General features: G+C 73.6%; 19 protein-coding genes and 2 tRNA genes. 19 read left to right on the top strand and 2 right to left on the bottom strand.

The annotated features are described in order from the left end of the window. The 19 genes from mutS to VKG64_12935 all read left to right on the top strand — a co-directional run. Nucleotides 1-2,113, top strand: a 2,113-nt coding sequence (mutS, locus tag VKG64_13025; protein HKB25963.1) for a DNA mismatch repair protein MutS, incomplete at its 5' end; no start/stop codon positions are given. Then, nucleotides 2,110-3,783 (top strand): DNA mismatch repair endonuclease MutL, encoded by a 1,674-nt coding sequence (mutL, locus tag VKG64_13020; GenBank protein ID HKB25962.1) that lies wholly within the window; start codon nucleotides 2,110-2,112, stop codon nucleotides 3,781-3,783. The genes mutS and mutL, both read left to right, overlap by 4 nt. 28 nt (nucleotides 3,784-3,811) lie before the next feature. Then, nucleotides 3,812-4,756 carry a tRNA (adenosine(37)-N6)-dimethylallyltransferase MiaA gene (gene miaA, locus VKG64_13015; GenBank protein ID HKB25961.1) on the top strand — a complete coding sequence of 315 codons (945 nt, stop codon included), beginning with the start codon at nucleotides 3,812-3,814 and terminating at the stop codon, nucleotides 4,754-4,756. Next, a complete protein-coding gene (hflX, locus tag VKG64_13010) occupies nucleotides 4,753-6,045 on the top strand; it encodes a GTPase HflX (protein HKB25960.1) in 1,293 nt (430 codons plus the stop codon). The genes miaA and hflX overlap by 4 nt, the downstream gene beginning before the upstream one ends. Before the next feature lie 10 nt (nucleotides 6,046-6,055). Continuing rightward, entirely contained in the window at nucleotides 6,056-6,628 is a 573-nt protein-coding gene (pgsA, locus tag VKG64_13005; protein ID HKB25959.1) for a CDP-diacylglycerol--glycerol-3-phosphate 3-phosphatidyltransferase, read from the top strand. Continuing rightward, nucleotides 6,606-7,937: a DUF512 domain-containing protein gene (locus VKG64_13000; protein ID HKB25958.1), complete on the top strand. Its 1,332-nt coding sequence runs from the start codon at nucleotides 6,606-6,608 to the stop codon at nucleotides 7,935-7,937. Before pgsA ends, VKG64_13000 begins: the two co-directional genes overlap by 23 nt. A 10-nt stretch (nucleotides 7,938-7,947) precedes the next feature. Continuing rightward, nucleotides 7,948-9,312, top strand: a complete 1,365-nt coding sequence (gene der / locus VKG64_12995) for a ribosome biogenesis GTPase Der (protein HKB25957.1) — start codon at nucleotides 7,948-7,950, stop codon at nucleotides 9,310-9,312. Next, on the top strand, nucleotides 9,309-10,217 hold the full coding sequence (locus VKG64_12990; GenBank protein HKB25956.1) for a DUF3047 domain-containing protein: 909 nt from the start codon (nucleotides 9,309-9,311) through the stop codon (nucleotides 10,215-10,217). The genes der and VKG64_12990 overlap by 4 nt, the downstream gene beginning before the upstream one ends. Nucleotides 10,218-10,223: 6 nt before the next feature. Beyond that, nucleotides 10,224-11,177, top strand: a complete 954-nt coding sequence (locus VKG64_12985) for an SPOR domain-containing protein (protein ID HKB25955.1) — start codon at nucleotides 10,224-10,226, stop codon at nucleotides 11,175-11,177. A gap of 25 nt (nucleotides 11,178-11,202) precedes the next feature. Next, complete coding sequence (locus tag VKG64_12980) at nucleotides 11,203-11,484, top strand: integration host factor subunit alpha (protein ID HKB25954.1); 282 nt, start codon at nucleotides 11,203-11,205, stop codon at nucleotides 11,482-11,484. Then, on the top strand, nucleotides 11,481-11,840 hold the full coding sequence (locus tag VKG64_12975; GenBank protein ID HKB25953.1) for a MerR family transcriptional regulator: 360 nt from the start codon (nucleotides 11,481-11,483) through the stop codon (nucleotides 11,838-11,840). The genes VKG64_12980 and VKG64_12975 overlap by 4 nt, the downstream gene beginning before the upstream one ends. Nucleotides 11,841-11,897: 57 nt before the next feature. After that, nucleotides 11,898-11,974: transfer RNA gene (locus tag VKG64_12970), tRNA-Pro, on the top strand. Nucleotides 11,975-11,986: 12 nt separating this feature from the next. Beyond that, complete coding sequence (surE, locus tag VKG64_12965; protein ID HKB25952.1) at nucleotides 11,987-12,766, top strand: 5'/3'-nucleotidase SurE; 780 nt, start codon at nucleotides 11,987-11,989, stop codon at nucleotides 12,764-12,766. Between the two features lie 41 nt (nucleotides 12,767-12,807). Continuing rightward, nucleotides 12,808-13,422 (top strand): protein-L-isoaspartate(D-aspartate) O-methyltransferase, encoded by a 615-nt coding sequence (locus VKG64_12960; protein ID HKB25951.1) that lies wholly within the window; start codon nucleotides 12,808-12,810, stop codon nucleotides 13,420-13,422. A gap of 27 nt (nucleotides 13,423-13,449) precedes the next feature. Then, nucleotides 13,450-13,526 (top strand) — tRNA-Pro (locus tag VKG64_12955). Between the two features lie 70 nt (nucleotides 13,527-13,596). Beyond that, nucleotides 13,597-13,893 (top strand): acylphosphatase, encoded by a 297-nt coding sequence (locus tag VKG64_12950; protein HKB25950.1) that lies wholly within the window; start codon nucleotides 13,597-13,599, stop codon nucleotides 13,891-13,893. After that, the gene (locus VKG64_12945) at nucleotides 13,890-14,699 is read left to right on the top strand and encodes a LysM peptidoglycan-binding domain-containing M23 family metallopeptidase (GenBank protein ID HKB25949.1); all 810 of its coding nucleotides are present in this window, start codon (nucleotides 13,890-13,892) and stop codon (nucleotides 14,697-14,699) included. The genes VKG64_12950 and VKG64_12945 overlap by 4 nt, the downstream gene beginning before the upstream one ends. Further along, nucleotides 14,692-15,612: a sigma-70 family RNA polymerase sigma factor gene (locus VKG64_12940; protein ID HKB25948.1), complete on the top strand. Its 921-nt coding sequence runs from the start codon at nucleotides 14,692-14,694 to the stop codon at nucleotides 15,610-15,612. Before VKG64_12945 ends, VKG64_12940 begins: the two co-directional genes overlap by 8 nt. 124 nt (nucleotides 15,613-15,736) lie before the next feature. Further along, nucleotides 15,737-19,273: an adenylate/guanylate cyclase domain-containing protein gene (locus VKG64_12935; GenBank protein ID HKB25947.1), complete on the top strand. Its 3,537-nt coding sequence runs from the start codon at nucleotides 15,737-15,739 to the stop codon at nucleotides 19,271-19,273. Between the two features lie 24 nt (nucleotides 19,274-19,297). On the opposite strand, the gene VKG64_12930 is transcribed toward VKG64_12935, so the two are convergent. Both VKG64_12930 and VKG64_12925 read right to left on the bottom strand, forming a co-directional pair. Then, a complete protein-coding gene (locus tag VKG64_12930; GenBank protein ID HKB25946.1) occupies nucleotides 19,298-20,146 on the bottom strand; it encodes an alpha/beta hydrolase in 849 nt (282 codons plus the stop codon). Between the two features lie 52 nt (nucleotides 20,147-20,198). Continuing rightward, a partial coding sequence (locus VKG64_12925) for an FHA domain-containing protein (protein ID HKB25945.1) occupies nucleotides 20,199-20,639 on the bottom strand: 441 nt, incomplete at its 5' end.

The following is a 20,639-nucleotide window of genomic DNA, read 5'->3' as shown; positions in this document are numbered from 1 at the left end:
CCTGCCCGAGGCGGCGCGGGGCGAGGAGGCGCTGGTGGCCCGGCTCGCCGAGACGGGCGCCACGCTGACCTTCTACGACGCCGCGGGCACGAGCCCGCGGCGGGCCGCCGCCGACCTCAGCGCCCACTTCGGAGTGGACTCGCTCGACCGCTTCGGGGTCGGCGACCTCGGCGCGGGCCTCCAGGCCGCGGCCGCGGCGCTCGCCTATCTGCGGCTCACCCAGGGCGAGGCTCTCGGCCACCTGACGCGGCTCACGCGGCTCGCGGCCGCCGACGCGATGGCGCTCGACGCGACCAGCATCGAGACGCTCGAGCTCCTGGAGTCGAGCGACGGCGACGTCCGGCACTCGCTCTTCGGCGTCCTCGACGCGACGGCGACGCCGATGGGGGCGCGGCTCCTCCGACAGTGGCTCCTGCGGCCGCTCCTCGACGTGGACATGATCGCCGCGCGCCAGGACGCGGTCGCGGCCCTCGTCGCGCACCCGGCCGAGCGCGCGCGGCTGCAGGCGCTCCTCGCGCGCGTCGGCGACCTCGAGCGCCTGACGAGCCGGGCGACGCTCGGCCAGGCGCACGCACGCGACCTCGTCGGCCTGCGCGCGTGCCTCCGCCCGCTCGCCGAGATCCGCGCCGCCGCGGCCCCGCTCGACGCGCCCCTGCTGGCCACGGCCCGCGCCGAGCTCGCCGACCTCGACGCGCTCCGCGGGACGCTCGAGGCCGCCCTCGAGGACGAGCCGCCGGTGACCCTCCACGACGGCGGGATCATCCGCGAGAGCTGGCACGAAGGCCTGGAGGGTTTCGTCAGGGACGCGCGCGAAGCCCGCGCGTGGATCGCGGGCCTCGAGGGCCGGGAGCGTGCGCGCACCGGCATCCCGAGCCTCCGCGTCCGCTTCAACCGCGTCTTCGGCTACGGCATCGAGGTCACCCACGCCCACGCGGCGCGGGTGCCCGCCGAGTACGTGCGCCGCCAGACCCTCGCGGGCGCCGAGCGCTACGTGACCGCGGAGTTGAAGGAGTACGAGGCGAAGGTGCTCGGCGCCGACGAGCGCCGGCGCCGGCTCGAGTACGAGCTCTTCGACGACGTGCGGCGGCGCGTCGCCGCGCGGGCGCCCGAGCTGCTCGCAACGGCGCGCGCCCTCGCGCGGCTCGACGTCCTGGCGGCGCTCGCCGAGGTGGCCCACGCGCGGGGCCACGCGCGCCCCGTCGTGGACCGGAGCGACGCGCTCGTGATCGTCGACGGCCGCCACCCCGTGCTCGACGCGCGGGCGGGGACGCCGGTGACGCCGAACGACCTCGCCCTCGACCGCGAGGCGCGCGTGGTGATCCTCACCGGACCGAACATGGCGGGGAAGTCCGTCTACCTCCGGCAGACGGCCCACATCGCGATCCTCGCGCAGCTCGGCGCCTGGGTGCCCGCGCGCGAGGCGCGCCTGGGCGTCCTCGACCGCGTGTTCACACGCGTCGGCGCCCAGGATAACCTCGCGCGCGGCCAGAGCACCTTCCTCGTCGAGATGGTGGAGACCGCGACGATCCTCCACAACGTGACGCCGCGGAGCCTCGTCCTCCTCGACGAGGTCGGGCGCGGCACCTCCACGTTCGACGGCCTCGCGATCGCGTGGGCGGTCATCGAGGCGCTCCACGACCATGGGCGGGGCGCGAAGGTGCTCTTCGCGACCCACTTCCACGAGCTCACGCGCCTGGCCGGGCGGCTCGCCGGCGTGAGGAACTTCCACGTGGCGGTGCGCGAGTGGAACGACGAGATCGTCTTCCTCCACAAGGTCCAGCCGGGGGGCACCGACCGGAGCTACGGGATCCAGGTCGCGCGCCTGGCCGGGCTGCCGGCGGCGGTGATCGCGCGCGCGAAGGCGCTCCTGGTCGAGCTGGAGGAGGCGGGGCAGCAGCAGGCCGACGTGCGGGACGCGGCGCAGCTCGGGCTCTTCGCGCCGCCGGCGCCCGATCCCATGGCGGACGAGCTCGCCGCGCTCGACCTCGCGCACACGACGCCGCTCGAGGCGCTCAACCTCCTGCACAAGTGGCAGCAGCGGACTGTTGGAGCGGGGTCCGCGCGACCGGCTCGTACCGTGGGTGGCCTGCCAGAGGTACCCGGGGCTCCGTGACGCGCATTCACCGGTTGCCGGACGAGCTGGTCAACAAGATCGCCGCGGGCGAGGTGGTCGAGCGCCCGGCGTCGGCGGTGAAGGAGCTGGTGGAGAACGCGCTCGACGCCGAGGCGCGGGCCATCGCCGTGGACCTCCGCGACGGCGGCGCCGCGCTGATCCGCGTGGCCGACGACGGTGTCGGCATCGCCGCCGAGGAGCTGCCCCTGGCGCTCGAGCGCCACGCGACCTCCAAGCTCGCGACCGCGGCCGACCTCGAGACGATCGCGACGCTCGGCTTCCGCGGCGAGGCGCTCGCGGCGATCTGCGCGGTCTCGCGCTTCGGCGTGACGAGCCGTGCTCGCGGCTCGGCCGAGGGCCGCCGCCTGGCCGGGGAGGGCGGGAAGGTCACCCAGACGCTCGGGCTCCCGACCGGTGAGGGGACGGTCGTGGAGGTGAGCGACCTCTTCTTCAACACGCCCGCGCGGCTCAAGTTCCTGAAGTCGGCGGCGGCCGAGCTCGCCGCGAGCCTCCGCGCGCTCACGCAGCTGGCGCTCGCCCACCCGGCGGTCCAGTTCCGCGTCACCAACAACGGCAAGGCGGTGCTGACGGCGCCGGCGGCGAAGGACCTCCGCGAGCGCGCGGGCGCGGTGTGGGGCTGGGACGTCGCGGCCCGTCTCCTGCCGGTGGACCACGCCGCGCACGACGTGCGCGTGAGCGGGCTCGCGAGCCCGCCCGATCTCACGCGCGGCGGCCGCGACGACATCGTCCTGGTCGTCAACGGCCGGCCGGTGCGCGACCCCGGGCTCCTGCAGGCGACGCTCGACGCGTACCGCCCGCTCCTGCCGCGCGACCGCTTCCCGCTCGCCGTACTGTCGCTCGGGCTGCCGGAGGCCGATGTGGACGCCAACGTCCACCCGACGAAGGCGTGGGTGCGCTTCCGCCACCCGCGGCTCGCGTACGAGATGGTCGCCACGGCGGCGCAGCGGGCGCTCCGCCGGCCGGACGTCGTCCCCGACCTCGGCCCCGGCCCGGGCGGCGTGCGCGAGCCGGTCGGCGGGCCGCTGGCCGTCGCCGAGCAGCCGGCGCTCTTCGGCGAGGCGGCCCCCGAGGCGCCCGCCCTCTTCGGCCGGGTGCTCGGCCAGGTGCAGGACACCTTCGTCGTCTCCGCCTCCGGCGAGGAGGTCTTCTTCCTCGACCAGCACGTGGCCCACGAGCGCGTCATCTTCGAGCGCCTCCGCCGCGAGCTCGCGCGCGGGGCGCCCCCGTCGCAGGCTCTCCTCTTCCAGGAGTCCGTGGACCTCGGCCCCGCCGCGCGCGCCCTCCTCGAGCGCTGGCGCGAGCCGCTCGAGCGCCTGGGCTTCGCCTTCGAGGGCTTCGGCGGCGACGCGGTGGTCGTCAGCGCCGTGCCCGCGCTGCTGAAGGGTGACGAGCCCAAGCGGCTCATCCAGGCCGCCGCGGACGAGCTCGGCGGGCCGAAGGCGGGGGAGCCCGCGCTAGACCGCGCCCTCGCGTTCGTGGCCTGCCGCGCGGCGGTGAAGGCGAACATGCCGCTCGAGCGCGAGGAGATGGAGCGGCTCGTCGCGGAGCTCGGGGCGACCGAGACGCCCTACTTCTGCCCGCACGGGCGGCCGATCGTGAGCCGGGTGTCGCTCGCCGACATCCGCCGCGAGCTCAAACGGAACTGGTAGTACTGGCTCGGAGACGTAGACTGGAGTCATGAGCGACAAGCCTCGACTGGTCGTGATCGCCGGGCCCACGGGCGTCGGCAAGACGGCGGTGGCGGTCGCGCTGGCGCGCCGGCTACCGATCGAGGTGATCAGCGCCGACTCGCGCCAGGTCTACCGCGGCATGGACGCCGCGACGGGCAAGCCCACGCGCGAGGAGCGGCGTGCGGTCGTGCACCACCTGATCGACGTGGCGGACCCGGACGACCGCTACCAGGCGGCGCGCTTCAGGGCCGACGCGGCGCCCCTGGTCCCCGCGATCCACGCGCGCGGGCGGCTCCCCGTCGTCGTGGGCGGGACGGGTCTCTACATCCGCGCGCTCATCCGCGGGCTCGATCCCGCGCCGCCGGCCGATCCCGCGTTTCGCCGCGAGCTCGCCGTGCTCGCGCGGCGGGAAGGGCGCGTGGCGCTCCATCGTCGGCTCGCGGTCGCCGCGCCGGACGCCGCGCGACGGCTCCACCCGCACGACGAGGTCCGCGTGGTGCGCGCGCTCGAGATCGTCCGCGCGGGCGGGAGCCTGGCGGCCGAGCCCGCGCGCTTCTGGAGCGACGCGGGCCCGTACGACGTCGTCTACCTGGGCCTGACGGCCGAGCGCGAGACCCTCGCGCGGCGCCTGGCCGCGCGGGCGGCCGCGTTCGTCGCGGCGGGGCTCCTCGACGAGGTGCGGGCGCTGCTCGCGCGGGGCTACGATCCCGCGCTGGCCTCGCTCTCGTCGATCGGCTACCGCGAGTTCGTCCGGGTGGCGCGGGGGACCCTGTCGGCGGACGAGGCGCAGAGGCTCATGCAGCGCGACACGGTCCGCTACGCGAAACGACAGTGGACGTGGTTCCAGCGCGAGCCCGGCATCGAGTGGCTCGACGTGGGCGCCGCGGGCGGCATCGAGGGCGTGGCCCGCGGTATCGAGCGAAGGATGAGGGAGGAGGGTGCCGTCGCGTGAGGCGCAACGGGGCGAGCGGCAGGCCGACGCGGGAGCGGGCGGTGATCGCGGCGGTGAAGCGCCCGTCACAGGGGCGGTGGGAGATCGAGGAGTCGCTCGAGGAGCTCGCCGGCCTCGTCGAGGCCGCCGGCGGAAGCGTCGTGGAGCGCATCGTCCAGGAGCGGGCGTCGCCGACCCCGGCGCTCTACTTCGGCAAGGGGAAGGTCGAGGAGATCGGGCGCGCGGCGCGGGCGGGGTCGGCGAACCTCGTCGTCTCGGACGACCCGCTCTCGCCGATCCAGGAGCGGAACATCGCCGAGGCGCTCGGCCTCAAGGTCATCGACCGGACGGCGCTGATCCTCGACATCTTCGCCCAGCGGGCGCGCTCGAGCGAGGGCAAGCTCCAGGTCGAGCTCGCGCAGCTGACCTATCTGCTGCCGCGCCTCGTCGGGCAGTGGACCCACCTCGAGCGGCTCGGCGGCGGCATCGGCACGCGGGGACCGGGCGAGACCCAGCTGGAGTCGGACCGGCGCGTGATCCGGCGCCGCGTGATGCACATCAGGCGCGAGCTCGAGCGCGTCCAGGTCCACCGGCGCCTGCAGCGCGAGGGCCGGCGGCGGTCCGGGCTGCCCGTCGTCGCCCTCGTCGGCTACACGAACGCGGGCAAGACGACGCTGCTGAACCGGCTCGCGGGCGCCCGGCTCACGACCGCCGACCGCCTCTTCGTCACCCTCGACCCGGCCGCGCGCCTCGTCGAGCCCGCCGGGCGCCAGCCGTTCATCTTGACCGACACGGTCGGGTTCATCCGGAAGCTGCCCCACGAGCTCGTCGCGGCGTTCCGCGCGACGCTCGAGGAGCTGGCGGACGCCGACGTGCTCCTGCACGTCGTGGACGCGAGCCATCCCTCGCTCGACGAGCACCTGCGGGCGGTGCGCGAGCTCCTCGAGGAGCTCGCGGTCGCCAACCGGCCGACGGTCCTGGCCCTGAACAAGGTGGACCGGCTCGACGCGCCGGTGGAGCCGCTCGTCGAGCGGCTCGGCGGCGTCGCGATCTCGGCCGCCACCGGCGTGGGGATCGCCCCGCTCCTCGTGAGCGTGGAGCGCGCGCTGCCGCCGGGCGGCGCCGCGACGCTCCGGATCCCGCACGGGGACGGCGCGGCGCTCGCGCTCTGCTACGCGCGGGGACGCGTCCTCGCGCGCATGGACGAGCCGGACGCGGTGCGGCTCGAGGTGGAGCTGCCGCGCCAGGTCCTCGGCGCGCTCGGGGCCTACCGCGTGGGCGGTCCGCCGGCGGCGCGGGTGGTAGACTGAGCGCTCACCCATGGGCCTGGCGAACTGGCTGACGCTCCTTCGCATCGTGATGGTCCCGGTGTTCGTGTCGCTGCTCGTCTACAGGAAGCCGGGCGCCGCGCTCGTCGTCTTCGCGACGGCCGCGTTCACCGACCTCCTCGACGGCTACATCGCGCGCCGGCGGGGGAGCCAGAGCCGGCTCGGGGCCTTCCTCGACCCGATGGCCGACAAGCTCCTCCTGACCGCGTCGTTCGTGACGCTGACCTACCTCAAGGCGCTGCCCTTCTGGATCGCCGCGGTCGTGATCAGCCGCGACGTCATCCTGGCGCTCGGCACCGCGCTCATCTACATGCTGGGCGGTCGCCTCGACCCGCGGCCGACGCGGGCCGGGAAGGCCGCGACGTTCCTCCAGATCCTCACGGTCCTGACGGGGCTCCTAGCCCCCTACGTCGACCCCGGCGCGGCGCTGCGCGTCGTGCTCTGGCTCGCCGCCGTCTTCACGGTCGCCTCGGGCCTCCAGTACGTCGTCCAGGGCATGCGGTTCCTCAACGCCGCGCCCGACGAGGAGCGGGAGGCGTCCCGTGAAGACGCGTTTCTCCACTGAGGGCGGCGCCGGGGGCGTGGTGATCGCCGCCGTGAGGGCCGGCACTGCCGCGGCGGCCTCTGGACTCCTCCCTGGCGACCGCATCGTGGCGATCAACGGCCGGCGGCTCCGCGACGCGATCGACTTCCAGTTCCACGCGGGCGACGAGCGCCTGGCCCTCGAGGTCGAGCGCGACGGCGGCGCGCTGCGTCTCGCCCTCCGGCGCCGCGGGCCCGACCTCGGCCTCGAGCTCGTCCCGCCCGCGCCGTCCGAGATCGCGACGTGCGCGAACAAGTGCGTCTTTTGCTTCATCCACCAGCTGCCGAAAGGGATGCGGCGGAGCCTCTACGTGAAGGACGACGACTTCCGGCTCTCGTTCCTCCACGGCAACTACATCACGCTGACCGACCTCGGCGAGGCGGACCTGGCGCGCATCGTCGAGCAGCGCCTGTCGCCGCTCTACGTCTCCGTCCACGCGACGGATCCGGAGCTCCGTCACCGGCTCCTCGGCGGCCCGCGCCTGTCGGCCGAGATCCTGCCGCGCATGGAGCGCCTCGCGAAGGCGGGCATCCGCATGCACGCCCAGATCGTGCTGTGCCCCGACTGGAACGACGGCCCGCACCTCGAGCGTACCGTCTTCGAGCTGGCGCCGCTCCATCCCATGGTGGCGACGACCGCGGTCGTGCCCGTCGGGCTCACGCGCCACCGCGAGCGGCTGCCGGCGCTCCGCGGTCTCCGCCCGGACGAGGCGCGGCGGCTCGTGGACACGGTCGGCGGCTGGCAGGCGCGCTTCGGGGGCGAGCTCGGGAGCCGCTTCGTCTTTCTCGCCGACGAGATCTATCTCCTGGCGGCCCGGGAGCTCCCGGCCGCCCCCGCCTACGAGGGCTTTCCGATCGTCGAGGACGGCGTCGGCCTCGTGCGGCGCTTCGAGGACGAGTGGGACGCCGCGCTCGGCCGCCGTCGTCGCCGAGCCTCCGCGCCGCCGGTCACGCTCGTCACGGGCGAGATGTTCGCGCCCCGCCTCGGGGCGCTGCTCGCGCGCGGCGGGCTCGCCGGGCCGGGCGTCAGCGTGGCGGCCGTGCCGAACGAGCTCTTCGGGCGCGCGATCGGTGTGGCCGGGCTCCTCGCGGGCCGCGACATCCAGCGCCACCTCTCGGCGCTCGGCGACCTCGGCCGCGCGGTGCTGGTGCCGGCGGTCGCCCTGCGCGACGTGGACGGCGTCTTCCTGGACGACGCGACGCCCGGCGACCTCGCGCGCGACCTCGGCGTCCCGGTCCGCGTCGTCGAGCCGTCGGCGCGGGCGCTCCTCGCGGCGCTGCGCGACGCCTGACGGCGCCGCGATGGGCCCGCGCGGCGAGCTCCCCGTCATTGCGATCGTCGGCCGGCCGAACGTCGGCAAGTCCACGCTCTTTAACCGGCTCGTCGGGCGGCGTCGGGCGATCGTGCGCGACGTGCCCGGCGTGACGCGCGACCGGCTCTACGGGCAGGCGAGCTTCGAGCGCTGGCAGGCGACGGTGATCGACACCGGGGGCTTCGACCCTTCCTCGGAGGAGCCGCTGGTCGAGGGCGTGCGTCGGCACGTGCTCGTCGCCGTGGAGGAAGCGGACGTCGTCCTGTTCGTGGTCGACGCGCGAGAGGGCGCGACAGCGCTCGACGTCGAGATCGCCGGCGTGCTGCGGCGCTGCGGGCGCCCGGTGCTCCTCGCCGCGAACAAGGTGGAGGGCCCGGGGCTCGAGAGCGCCCTCGGCGAGCTCCACCGACTCGGCTTCGGCCCGCCGCTGCCGGTGTCCGCGGAGCACGGCCGCGGGGTCGCGGAGCTCCTCGAGGCGCTGCGCGAGCGGGCACCGGCGGCGGGCGGGCGCGCCGAGCGCGCGGCCGCGCCGATCAGCGTCGCCATCATCGGCCGGCCGAACGTCGGCAAGTCGTCGCTCGTGAACGCCCTGGTCGGCCACGAGCGGGTGCTCGTGCACGAGGCGCCGGGGACGACGCGTGACGCCGTGGACATCACGCTCGTCTACGAGGGCCGCACCTACGTCCTCGTGGACACGGCCGGTATCCGGCGCAAGGGGCGCGTCCACGAGCCGCTCGAGAAGCTCGCGGTCGTGATGGCGCTGCGAAGCCTCGAGCGCTGCCAGGTCGCCGTCGTGGTCCTCGACGCCTCGGAGGGCGCGGCGGCCCAGGACGCCCACATCGCGGGCTACGCCAACGAGGCCGGCCGGGCCACCGTCGTCGTCGTGAACAAGTGGGACCTGGTGCCCAGGGGCCTCGTGAGGAAGGCGGAGGTCGTCGACCAGATCCGCGACCGCCTGCCGTTCCTCGACTGGGCGCCGGTGTGCTTCACCTCCGCCACGCGCCGCGAGGGCCTCCACGAGCTGTTCGCCGCGATCGACGAGGCGGCGCGTGAGTTCCGGCGGCGGATCGCCGCGGACGAGGTGACCGCGGCCCTGCGCGCGGCGATCGAACGGCGGCCGATCTCCGTCGGTGGGGCCCCGCTCACGCTCCAGTCGGCGTCGCAGGTGAGCGCGGAGCCGCCGACGTTCGCGCTGCGCCTGAACCGGCCGGACGGGATCCACTTCTCCTATGAGCGCTACCTCGTGAAGTCGCTGCGCCACGCGTTCGGCCTCGGCGGCACGCCGATCCGCCTGTCGCTGCGCCGGGCCGCCGGCCGGCGTTCACGGCCGGGCGCGCGGAGGGCGGCGCGGTGAGGCGCCGCCGGCTGTCTGCGAGCCCCGCGGCGCGGCTCACGCTGCTCGGGCTCCTGCTCCTGGGCGCGACGGCGGTGCTCCTCGCGAACCCGCGCCATCGCGCGTTCTACTTCGGCGCCGGGAGCCCGCCGGGGGCGGAGCGCTCGGGGCTCAGGCTGCCCTCGACGACGCGCTTCGGACGTGCCCCCGACGCGCCCGCGATCTCCCCGATCGCCGCGGTGAACCCGAGCCGTCGCGTGCCGCTCCCGGAGCCCGACGGGCGCATCCCGATTCCGATCGCGAACCGGGTCCCGTCCCGGCTCCCCGCCGAGGGCGTGCCCGCCGGCTGGGAGCTCAAGGAGTTCGCGGGGCGCGCGGCCGTCGAGCTCGTGCGCGACGAGGGGAGCGTGGCGGTGCGGCTCCGGAGCGCCCAGGCGTCGTTCGCCCTCTATCGCGACGTGATCGCGGACCTGGGGGAATACCCGATCCTCTCATGGCGCTGGAAGGTGGTGAAGCTCCCGCCTGCGGGTGACGTGCGCGCGGCCGCCACCGACGACCAGGCGGCGCAGGTCTACGTGGTGTTCCCGCGCTGGCCCGCGCCGCTCGTCAACAGCGAGGTGATCGGCTACGTCTGGGACAGCCGCGCTCCCGTCGGCACCCAGCTCACGAGCCCGAAGGCGCCGAACGTCCGGATCATCGTCGTCGAGTCGGGCCCGGCGCGGCTCGACACGTGGCAGCTGCAGGCGAGGAACGTCGCCGAGGACTACGTGGCGCTCTTCGGGCGGAAGCCGCCCCGGGTGGGACAGGTGGCCCTGATGATCGACAGCAACGACACCCGGGCCGACGCCGAGGCCCTCTTCTCATGGCTCGCGTTCGGAAAGACGCGCGCGGAAAGCATGGAAAAGCCAACGTCTATGCTAAGATGACGCGCGATGAGTCCTGACGAGCGGGACGACGAGGAGCGCGAAGCCGAACACTACGACGTCGATCCGCCGCGCTCCGTGTTCTCCGCGCTGTGGTTCCGCGTGGTGCTGGTCGTGATCGTGATCGGTGTGGTCGCGGCTGTCGCAGTCCCGTACGTGCTGGAGTGGATGAACCCGCCGCCGCCCCGGACGACCGATCTCAAGCCCGGGATGCCGACGGTCAGGCCCCCTTCGCCACCCGTCGCTCCTCCCGCGCCCGCGCCGCAGCCGCCGCCCGCCGCAAAGAGGGAGCCCGCGCCCGCCATGCCGGCGATCGCGGCGAAGCCGCCCGAGCCGACGCTCGAGGAGAAGCCGAAGGCGGCGGCGCCGGCCCCGGCCCCGAAGAAAGCGGTGGCCCGCAAGCCCGCGAAGGCCGTCGCGAAGGCGCCGGCCGCCGCGGGCGGCGCGTACTTCGTCCAGGTCGGCGCGTTCAAGGATCCCGAGCACGCCCGAAAGCTCGTCGCCAAGCTGCGCGGCGACAAGTTCCGCGTCAGCGAATCCATGACCGGCGCGCGTGACGAGAAGCCGGCGGCCCCCGCACCGGCCGCGAGCGGCGCCGACAAGTACGACGTGTTCGTCAGCGGCGGCGCGGTTGCCGAGATCAACGCGAAGCTCGCGGCGAAGGGGCTCGCCACCGAGACCGCGGCGAACGGTGTCGTCGTGAAGCCGAGCCTGCCGCTGCGAGAGGCCGTCGCGCTCTCGAAGGACCTGGCCGTGGACGGGCTGAAGGTGCAGGTGCGCCGCGCCGCGGGCGCGTCACCGGCGCCGCCGCCGCCCGCCGCCCCCGCGCCCGCGGCGAGCGGCGACGGGCTCCATCGCGTGATGGTGGGACCGTTCGCCGACCGCGCGGAGGCCGCCGAGGCCCTCCAGGCGCTCCGCGGGAAGGGCTACAAGGACTCGTTCATCGCGCGGGGCGGGGCGTGACGTCGCGAGGAGGTGAGGCTTCGTCGTGACCAAGAACGACCTGGTCAATGCCGTGGCGGCCCACGGACTGTCGAAGCGCCAGTCGGCGTCGGTGGTCGAGTCGGTCTTCGACATCATCTTCCGCTGCTTCGAGCAGGGCGAGGACGTCAAGATCGTCGGCTTCGGCCACTTCCGCATCCGGAAGAAAGCCTCGCGACGCGGCCGGAATCCCCAGACCGGCGAGTCGATCGAGATCACCGCGCGCAAGGTGCTCACGTTCAAGCCGAGCAAGGGGCTCAAGCAACGGATCAACACGCAGACGGCCTGACGACGACGGACGTCGCCGAGAAGCTCTACTATCGCATCGGCGAGGTCGAGGCGGTCACCGGCGTCCCGGCCTACGTGCTCCGCTACTGGGAGTCCGAGTTCAAGCTGCTGCGCCCCAAGAAGAACGAGGCGGGCCAGCGCCTCTATCGCCCGCGGGACCTGGACCTCGTCAAGCGTATCAAGACGCTCCTCTACGAGGAGCGGCTCACGCTCGAGGGCGCCAAGAAGCGCCTGCTCGCCGAGTCCCGCCGCTCGACGGAGCAGCTCGACCTCGGCATGAAGGAAACCGCGTACGCCGACGCGCTTCGGCGCATCCGCGAGCGGCTCAGCGCGCTCCGCGCGCGCCTCGCCCCCTGAGCCGGGGGCGGTTCCTTGAAGGGCGCGGACGATTCTGCGACAATCCACGCCTGAGGTCGGGGCGTGGCGCAGCCCGGTAGCGCACTAGACTGGGGGTCTAGGGGTCGCTGGTTCAAATCCAGTCGCCCCGACCATTTTTCTCTCCGATGGCGGTTCTGCTCGTCACCAACGACGACGGTGTGCACGCGCCCGGGCTCGCGGCGCTCGCGCGGGCGCTCGACGAGCTCGGGGACGTGTACGTGCTGGCGCCCGAGCGCGAGCAGAGCGCCTGCGGGCACGCGCTGACGCTCCACCGGCCGCTCCGGGTGGACCGCCTCGGGGAGCGGCGCTTCGCGGTCAACGGCACGCCCTCCGACTGCGTCAACCTCGGCGTCCTCGGCTTCCTCGCCGAGCGCCCCGTGCTCGTCGTCGCCGGCGTCAACCACGGCTCGAACCTCGGCGACGACGTCACGTACTCCGGCACCGTGTCGGCGGCGATGGAGGGGACGCTCCTCGGCGTGCCCTCGCTCGCCGTGTCGCTGGTGGACGGCGGCGACTTCGACGGGGCGGCGGCGATCGCCCGCATGCTCGCGACACGCGTGCTCGTCACCGGGCTGCCGCCCAAGACGCTGCTCAACGTGAACGTGCCCGCCGGGGCGCCGCGGGGCATCCGGCTGACGCGGCTCGGCCAGCGCGTCTACAGCGGGAAGGTCGTCGAGCAGACGGACCCGCGGGGCCGCGCGCACTACTGGATCGGCGGCGGCGAGCCCGAGTGGGGCGAGCTCGCCGGCACCGACATGGGCGCGATCCACGACCGGCACGTGTCGATCACGCCGCTCCACCTCGACCTCACGAACCACCGGGCGCTCGACCAGCTCGCCGACCTCGCGGCCGCGCTCGACGCCCGGTACCGGCCCGCCGCGCGGACGCGCGAGCGGAGGGGGTAGTGGAGCGGGCGTACGAGCCGTTCGAGGCGCCCCGCGCGCAGATGGTGGAGGAGCAGCTCGCGCGGCGCGGGATCACCGACGCGCGCGTGCTCGCGGCGATGCGGAGGGTCCCGCGCCACCTCTTCGTCGAGGAGGCGTTGCGCGGGCGCGCCTACGGCGACCACCCGCTCCCCATCGGCGAGGAGCAGACGATCTCCCAACCCTACATCGTCGCTCTCATGTCCGAGCTCCTCGAGCTCGCCGGGCCCGAGAAGGTCCTCGAGATCGGCACGGGCTCGGGTTATCAGACGGCCGTGCTGGCCGAGCTCGCCGGGCGCGTCTGCTCGATCGAGCGGCTGCCGCGCCTCGCCGAGCGCGCGCGGGCGCTCCTCGAGCAGCTCGGCGTGACGAACGTCTGGGTGCGCGTCGGCGGCGGGACGCTCGGCTGGCCCGACGAGGCGCCCTTCGACCGCATCCTCGTCACCGCCGGTGGCCCGTCGGTCCCGCCCCCGCTCTTCCAGCAGCTCGTCGAGGGCGGCCGCATGGTGGTCCCGATCGGCGACGCGGAGAACCAGCGGCTCACCGTGGTCGAGAAGGTCCGCGGCGCGATGAAGACGCGCGAGGCCGGCGAGTGCAAGTTCGTGAAGCTCGTGGGAAAGTACGCCTGGGACGCGTGACGGGCTTGTGTACAATAGGGCGTCATTCGGGGCGTAGCGCAGCCTGGTAGCGCGCACGGTTCGGGACCGTGAAGTCGGAGGTTCAAATCCTCTCGCCCCGACCACTCGTCTGATCGCCCGCCGGCCGGCGTCGCCGGCCGGTGGGCGGTCGCCGACAACCCGGGCCGAAGCCTCGTGAGCGGGAGATCCGCGGCGGATATCATCGTAGAGGGGCGCGTGCAGGGCGTGGGCTACCGCTACTTCGTTCAGCGCCGCGCCCAGACGCTCGGCCTCGCGGGCTACGTGATGAACCTCAGGGACGGGCGCGTGCGCGCTCACGCCGAGGGTCCCCGGGCTTTCATCGAGGAGCTCGTCCGTGCGCTCGAGAAGGGCCCGCCGCTCTCGAGCGTCGAGAACGTCAGCGTCCGCTGGCTCCCGCCGAGCGACCGCTTCGCCGATTTCGGGATCCGCTATGCGGAGTTCGAGCCGTGAGGGCGCGGTGCGCCGCGGCGGCGCTCGGCGTCGCCGTTCTCGCGGCGCCGTCGCTCGCGCCCGCCGGTGCTGCGGCCGACACGGTGCCCGGGGCTCCCGGGGCGCGCATTCACGAGGTGAAGCCCGGCGACACGCTGGGCGCCCTGGCCAAGCGCTACGGCGTCAGGGTCGCCGGGATCGTGGCGGCGAACCAGCTCGCGGGGCCCGCCGTCGTCCTCACGCCCGGCCAGCGTCTGGTCATTCCGGCGGCGACCGGCGCCCGCCAGGCCGCGCGCCCACAGCCGAAGGGACCGGTCGCCCTCGGCGTCGCGCGACCCGCGCCGCCCGTCCCGCGCGCGCCCGACAACCTCGTCCTCGCCGTCCCGGACTTCTACGACGCGCCGCTCGGCTTCGTCTGGCCCGCCGACGGCCCTGTGACCTCCACGTTCGGCCGGCGCCGGGGCGGCTGGCACCGGGGGATCGACATCAAGGGCGAGCGTGGCGCGCCCGTGCAGGCCGCGGCGGCCGGCGTGGTCATCGCGAGCGGGGTCGAGCCGCGCTACGGCCGCGTCGTCAAGCTCGAGCACGAGCACGGGTTCGTCACGATCTACGCCCACAACACTGAGAATCTCGTCGAGGTCGGCGACCGCGTCCGCGCCGGCCAGCTGATCGCGACGATCGGCAAGAGCGGCCGCGCCACGGCCCACCACGTGCACTTCGAGATCCGGCGCGACGGGCGCGCCTACAACCCGCTCTACCTCCTGCCGCTCCCGCCGCTGGTCGCGCGGGTCGAGGACCTGCAGGACACCGGGCCCGACGATGACTGACGACGCGGATGAGACCATCCCGGACGCGCCGCTCGACACGCTGGCGGACGAGACCGACCAGCACGTGCGCGAGGAGACGCGCGAGACCAGCCGCGCGAACCTGCGCGTCTACCTGACGGAGATCGCGCGCATCCCGCTCCTCACGCGGGAGGAGGAACGGGAGCTCGGGCGCCGGATCCGCGCGGGCGACGCGCAGGCGAAGGCGCGCCTCGCCGAGACCAACCTGCGCCTCGTCGTCCAGATCGCCCGGCGCTACCTGAACCGAGGGCTGCCGCTGCCCGACCTCATCGAGGAGGGCAACCTCGGCCTCCTGCGCGCCGTCGAGAAGTTCGAGCCCGAGCGCGGCACGCGCTTCTCGACCTACGCGGCGTGGTGGATCCGCCAGGCGATCGGGCGCGCCCTCGCCAACCAGGCGCGGACGATCCGCCTGCCCGTGCACGTCGGGCTGCTGCTCGGTCGCTACGCGCGCGAGCAGAAGCGGCTCGCGCAGGCGCTCGGGCGCCAGCCCACGCCGGCCGAGGTGGCCGAGGCGCTCGGGATGAGCCTCGAGCAGATCCACGAGCTCGAGGAGATCCGCCAGCCGCTCGTGCCGCTCGACTCGCCGGCGGGCGAGGGCAAGAGGCGGATCGGCGACCTCGTGGCCGACCCCGCGCCCGGCCCGAGCGACGCGCTCGGCGAGCTCGTCCGCTCCCGTGCCGATCTCGTCTCGGCGCTCGACGACCTCGCCGCGAACGAGCGGACGGTGCTCCGGCGGCGCTTCGGCCTCGAGGGGGACGAGCCCGAGACGCTGGACGCGATCGGGCGGCGGCTCGGTCTCACGCGCGAGCGTGTGCGCCAGATCGAGGCCGGCGGGCTCCGGAAGCTCCGCGCGCTCCTCACCGCGCGCGGCGTGAACGCCGCGGACTTCCTCTAGGGCTCAAGGCGCTTCCCGTGAGCCTCCGAGGGACAGGAGGCGGCGCGCGCACGTGTGGTAGAGTCGCCGCACGGTCGACCCGCGCGGATCGGCCGCCCGTCGACGCGGCCATGGAGGGCGCGGAATGCAATGCCCCCGGTGCCAGACCCAGAATCGCCCGGGCGCCCAGTTCTGCCGGAGCTGCGGCGCGCGCTTCGACGCCGTCTGCCCCAAGTGCCACGCGCGTGTCGAGCCGAACAGCCGCTTCTGTGACGCGTGCGGCGCCGACCTGGCCGCCGCCCAGGCGACCGCGGCGCCGCCGGGCGGCCCGGCCCCCGCCGCGCCCCCGGCGCAGTTCGGCGCGCCGGGCGCCTACACGCCGAAGCATCTCGCCGAGAAGATCCTGACCTCGCGCAGCGCCCTCGAGGGCGAGCGCAAGCAGGTCACCGTGTTGTTCGTGGACGTCTCGGGCTTCACCTCGCTCGCCGAGGGCCTCGATCCCGAGGACGTCCACCGGATGATGACGCGCGCGTTCGAGCTGATGCTCGAGGAGGTTCACCGCTACGAGGGGACCGTCAACCAGTTCCTCGGCGACGGCATCATGGCGCTCTTCGGCGCCCCGATCGCCCACGAGGACCACGCCCAGCGCGCGGCGCACGCGGCACTCGGCATCCGCAAGGCGCTCGACCGCTACCAGGAGGAGCTCCAGCGCAAGCACGGGCTCACGTTCCAGGTCCGCCAGGGCCTCAACACCGGGCTCGTCGTCGTCGGCTCCATCGGCACCGACCTCCGCATGGATTACACGGCGGTCGGCGACACCACCAACATCGCCGCGCGCCTGCAGCAGGCCGCCGGCGGCGGCCGCGTCCTCGTCTCCGAGGCCATGCACCGGCTGGTGGAGGGCTACTTCCACACGCGCGCGCTCGGCGAGCTCCAGCTCAAGGGCAAGACCGAGGCCGTCCGCGCGTGGGAGATCATCGCCGCGCGCCAGCCGCGGACCCGCCTGGACGTCGAGGCCGAGCGCGGGCTCACGCCCTATGTCGGGCGCGAGCGCGAGCTGCGTCAGCTCTTCGAGTGCTTCGAGCAGGCCAAGGACGGCCACGGCCAGGTCGTCTTCATCGTCGGCGAAGCCGGCATCGGCAAGTCCCGGCTGCTCTACGAGTTCCGCCGGCGTCTGGGCGACGAGGCGACCTGGAACGAGGGCCGCTGCATGTCCTTCGGCCGTTCGATCGCGCTCCACCCGATCGTGGACATGCTCAAGCGGACGTTCCGGGTCGAGGAGACGGACACCGAGGGCACGATCGCCAAGAAGGTCGAGCGCGGCGTGCTGATGCTGGGCGAGGATCTGCGGCCGCTCGTGGGCTACCTGCGCTACGTGCTCTCGGTGGACCCCGGCGATGCGTCCGTCCTCACGATGGACCCGCAGCAGCGCCGGGGCGAGATCTTCGACGCCCTGCGCCGCCTGCTGCTGCGCGCCTCCGAGGTCCGTCCCCAGGTGCTCGTCCACGAGGACGTCCACTGGATGGACAAGGCGAGCGAGGAGAGCCTGCAGTTCATCATGGACAGCGTCCCGAGGAGCCGGCTGCTCGTCCTGCTCACGTATCGGCCCGGGTACGCCCATCCCTTCGGGGACCGCAGCTACCACACGCGCATCGCGCTCGGTGCCCTGTCCGATCAGGACAGCGCCGGCATGGCCCAGGCCATGCTCGCGACCGAGAGCCTCCCCGTGGAGCTTCAGCGCCTGATCGTCCAGAAAGCCGAAGGCAACCCGTTCTTCGTCGAGGAGGTCGTGAAGTCGCTGCAGGAGGTGGGGGCCATCCGCCGCGAGGGCTCGCGCTACGCGCTGACCCGGCGGCTCGACGAGGTCGTGATCCCCGACACGATCCAGGACGTGATCATGGCGCGCATCGACCGGCTCGCCGATGCGCCGAAGAAGACGCTGCAGCTCGCCTCGGTGATCGGGCGCGAATTCACCCAGCGCCTGCTCGACCGGATCGCGGACCTGCGCGGGAGCACCGAGGCGTTCCTGCGGGAGCTGAAGGCCATCGAGCTGATCTACGAGAAAAGCCTCTTCCCCGAGCTCGCCTACATGTTCAAGCACGCGCTCACCCACGACGTCGCGTACAACTCTATCCTGCTCCAGCGGCGGCGGGAGCTGCACCTGGTGATCGCGCTGGCGATCGAGGAGCTCTACGCCGACCGGGTCGCCGAGCAGTACGAGATGCCCGCCTATCATTTCTCGAAGGGCGAGGACTGGGCGCGGGCGCTCGAGTATCAGCTCAAGGCCGCCGACAAGAGCGCCAAGACGTTCGCCAACCGCGAGGCGATCGCCCTCTACGAGCAGGCCCTGGAGACGGCCGGGCACCTCGGCGATGCGGTCGGCATCGAGACCCTCATGGCCATTCACGAGGCCGAAGCGAATCTGTACTTCGTGCTGAGCGATTTCCACGGCGCGCGCGCCGAGGGCGAGCGCCTGCTCGCGCTGGCCCGTCGCGCGGGCGATCGCCTGAAGGAAGCGTCGGCGCTCGCCGGCATGGGCTTCGCGTCGATGTGGGCTCACGACTTCGAGCCCGCGTTGGCTGACTCGCGCGCGGCGATCGAGGTCGCGACCGAGGTGGGGGCGCAGGACGTGATCGCGGCCAGCCGATTCACCACCGGCTTCGTGTACGCCATCACCGAGCGGCTCGAGGAAGCGCAGGGGGAGCTGGGGCAGGCGCTGACGATCAGCCGCGAGGCGGGCGATCGGCTCCACGAGGCCTTCACGCTGGGCTACGTCGGCCTGTTCCACAACTGGATCGGCGACTACGAGGTCGCGAGGCAGACCGGGCGCGAGGCGCTCCGGATCGCCCGGGAGCACAACCTGCTCCTCCCGTACTACTGGGGCCTCTTCATGCACAGCGTGACCCTCGTCGGCAAGGGGGACTACGACGAGGCCCTCGCGTTCGGCGAGGAAGGACTCGCCCTCTGCGAGAAGATCGGCGACGAGGTGATGTACCACCGCATCCTCAACACGCTGGGCTGGCTCTGGAGCGAGTTCGGCGATCTGGACCGCGCGGCGGAGTTCAGCCGGCGCGGGGCCGACGGGGCGCGCAAGCGCGGGGATCCCGAGACGTTCGCGAACCCGCAGATCAACCTCGGCGACATGCTCATCGTCAAAGGCGAGCTGCCCCTCGCGGCGGAGACCCTGGACGAGGTGCACCGCCTCGTGAAGGATCCGGCCACCAGCGACTGGATGAAGTGGCGCTACTCGACGCACCTCTTCGCGAGCCTCGCCGATCTCTGGCTCGCGCGCGGTGACTACACGAAGGCCACGGCTTCGGTGGACCAGTGCCTGGAGATCGCGACGCGGACCGGCGCGAGGAAGAACGTCGTGAAGGGCCAACGCGCCAGGGGTGAGATCGCCACGCGCCGGCGGCGCTGGGACGAGGCGGAGCGGGCGCTACGCGAGGCGCTGGCGATCGCTCAGGCGATCGGCAACCCCGGCCAGCTCTGGCGCACCCACGCGGCGCTCGGCCGCCTGCGGGACGCGCAGGGCAAGTCCGCCGAGGCGCGCGCCGCCTACGCCGCCGCCCGCGACGTCATCGACGGCGTGCGTGCCCGCCTCACGACCCCGGAGCTCGCGGCCGCCCTCGAGCGCGCCGCCTTCGTCCAGCGCATCAACGAGCTCTCGGCGCCCCGGTAGCCCGGAGCCCGCGCGCCACGCGCGCTACTTGTGCGCGCGCCCGAATTCGAGGATCCGGTCGCGCACGCGCTCCGGCGTCTGCTCCGGTGGCATCACGGGCCAGAACTCCGGCCGCGGGAGCAGCTCGCGCAGGTAGTGGGCCCCGGACGTCGCGTGGGCGGGGTCGTCGCCCGGGATGATGAGGGCAGGGACCTTCATCGCCATCAGCTCCTCGGGCTCGGCGCCCGGCGGCATGTCACGGTCGAAGAGCCCGCGCATGCTCGCCGCCACGAGGCCGAGATAACGCTCGAGGTCCTGGGCCTGGAACGCTTCCGCGAAGCGCTGGTCCCGCACGAGGGCGGACGCCCAGGGGCCGGCTTCAGGGTCCTGCCAGAACGACTTGCCCTCGTGGGCCCGCTTGACGACTCCCGCGAGCCCGTGCTCCCGAGCGAAGCGCAGATGGCGCGCGAAGCGGTCGCTGCCGGCGAGCTTCCAGCGGTAGCCGCCGACGGGCCAGTGGAGGATGAGGGCGTGGGTCGCGTCCGGATAGCTCGCGGCGAACGCCGTCGCCACGGAGCAGCCCATGCAGCCGCCGAGGACGAACGCCTTGGCGATGCCGAGCTGGTCGAGGAGCTTCCTGGCCTGCTCGGCGAAGAGCGACCAGGTGAGCTTCTCGACGCGCCCGCCCGAGGCTCCCGACTCGCGCCGGTCGTACGCGACGACGCGGAAGAAGTCGGACAGCGTGTCGAGGGGCCGCATGCCCTTCCAGACCCCGGCCGTCGTCCACTTCTCGAGCGTGGCGTCGAAGCCCCCCGGGGCCAGCATGAGCAGGGCCGGCCCGGAGCCGCGGGTGACGTAGTTGACCTCGAGCCCGTCGATCGTCGCAGTCGGCATGGCACCCTCCTCGCGTCGGGAGGATACCAAACCTGGATCTGTGGAGAGCCGGCTACCAGACGCGAAGGGACGAGAGGGCGGCGGGCAGGAGGCTCTGCGGCCCGAAGCGGATCAGCTGCAGCGTGATGTTGTCGGGGCCCCCGCGCTCGTTCGCCAGCGCCACCAGCCGCTCGTAGGCCCGCCGTCGCGAGCGGCTCCCGGCCAGGCGGCGGATCTCGTGCGGCCGCACCTGTCTCGTGAGGCCCGTCGGTGCAGAGCACCAGCGTGTCCCGTGGTCGAAGAAGAGCGAGAACTTGCCGAAGGAGATCTCGTCCCCGGACTTGAGCGGGCCCGAGCCCCACAACCGTTTCCCGTTGAGGAACGTGCCGTTGCCCGAGTCGAGGTCTCTGACGACCCACTTCATGTCCTGCAGGCGAATCTCCATCTGGTGGCGGGACACCGCGACGTTGTCGATCACGACGTCCAGGCCGGCCTCGCGACCGACCTTTATCAC

This window comes from Candidatus Methylomirabilota bacterium, from assembly GCA_035260325.1.
GTDB lineage: Bacteria > Methylomirabilota > Methylomirabilia > Rokubacteriales > CSP1-6 > AR19.
Note: the sequence above shows the minus strand (reverse complement) of the source record. Positions and strands in the feature narration are given on the sequence as shown.

Bases quoted from the DNA above. Each gene is read 5' to 3' on its own strand.
- VKG64_12960 (HKB25951.1), top strand. From the start codon at position 12,808: ATGGTGGAGGAGCAGCTCGCGCGGCGCGGGATCACCGACGCGCGCGTG.
- VKG64_12935 (HKB25947.1), top strand. From the start codon at position 15,737: ATGCAATGCCCCCGGTGCCAGACCCAGAATCGCCCGGGCGCCCAGTTC.
- VKG64_12985 (HKB25955.1), top strand. From the start codon at position 10,224: ATGAGTCCTGACGAGCGGGACGACGAGGAGCGCGAAGCCGAACACTAC.
- VKG64_12940 (HKB25948.1), top strand. From the start codon at position 14,692: ATGACTGACGACGCGGATGAGACCATCCCGGACGCGCCGCTCGACACG.
- surE (HKB25952.1), top strand. From the start codon at position 11,987: ATGGCGGTTCTGCTCGTCACCAACGACGACGGTGTGCACGCGCCCGGG.
- miaA (HKB25961.1), top strand. From the start codon at position 3,812: ATGAGCGACAAGCCTCGACTGGTCGTGATCGCCGGGCCCACGGGCGTC.
- pgsA (HKB25959.1), top strand. From the start codon at position 6,056: ATGGGCCTGGCGAACTGGCTGACGCTCCTTCGCATCGTGATGGTCCCG.
- der (HKB25957.1), top strand. From the start codon at position 7,948: ATGGGCCCGCGCGGCGAGCTCCCCGTCATTGCGATCGTCGGCCGGCCG.
- VKG64_12930 (HKB25946.1), bottom strand. From the start codon at position 20,146: ATGCCGACTGCGACGATCGACGGGCTCGAGGTCAACTACGTCACCCGC.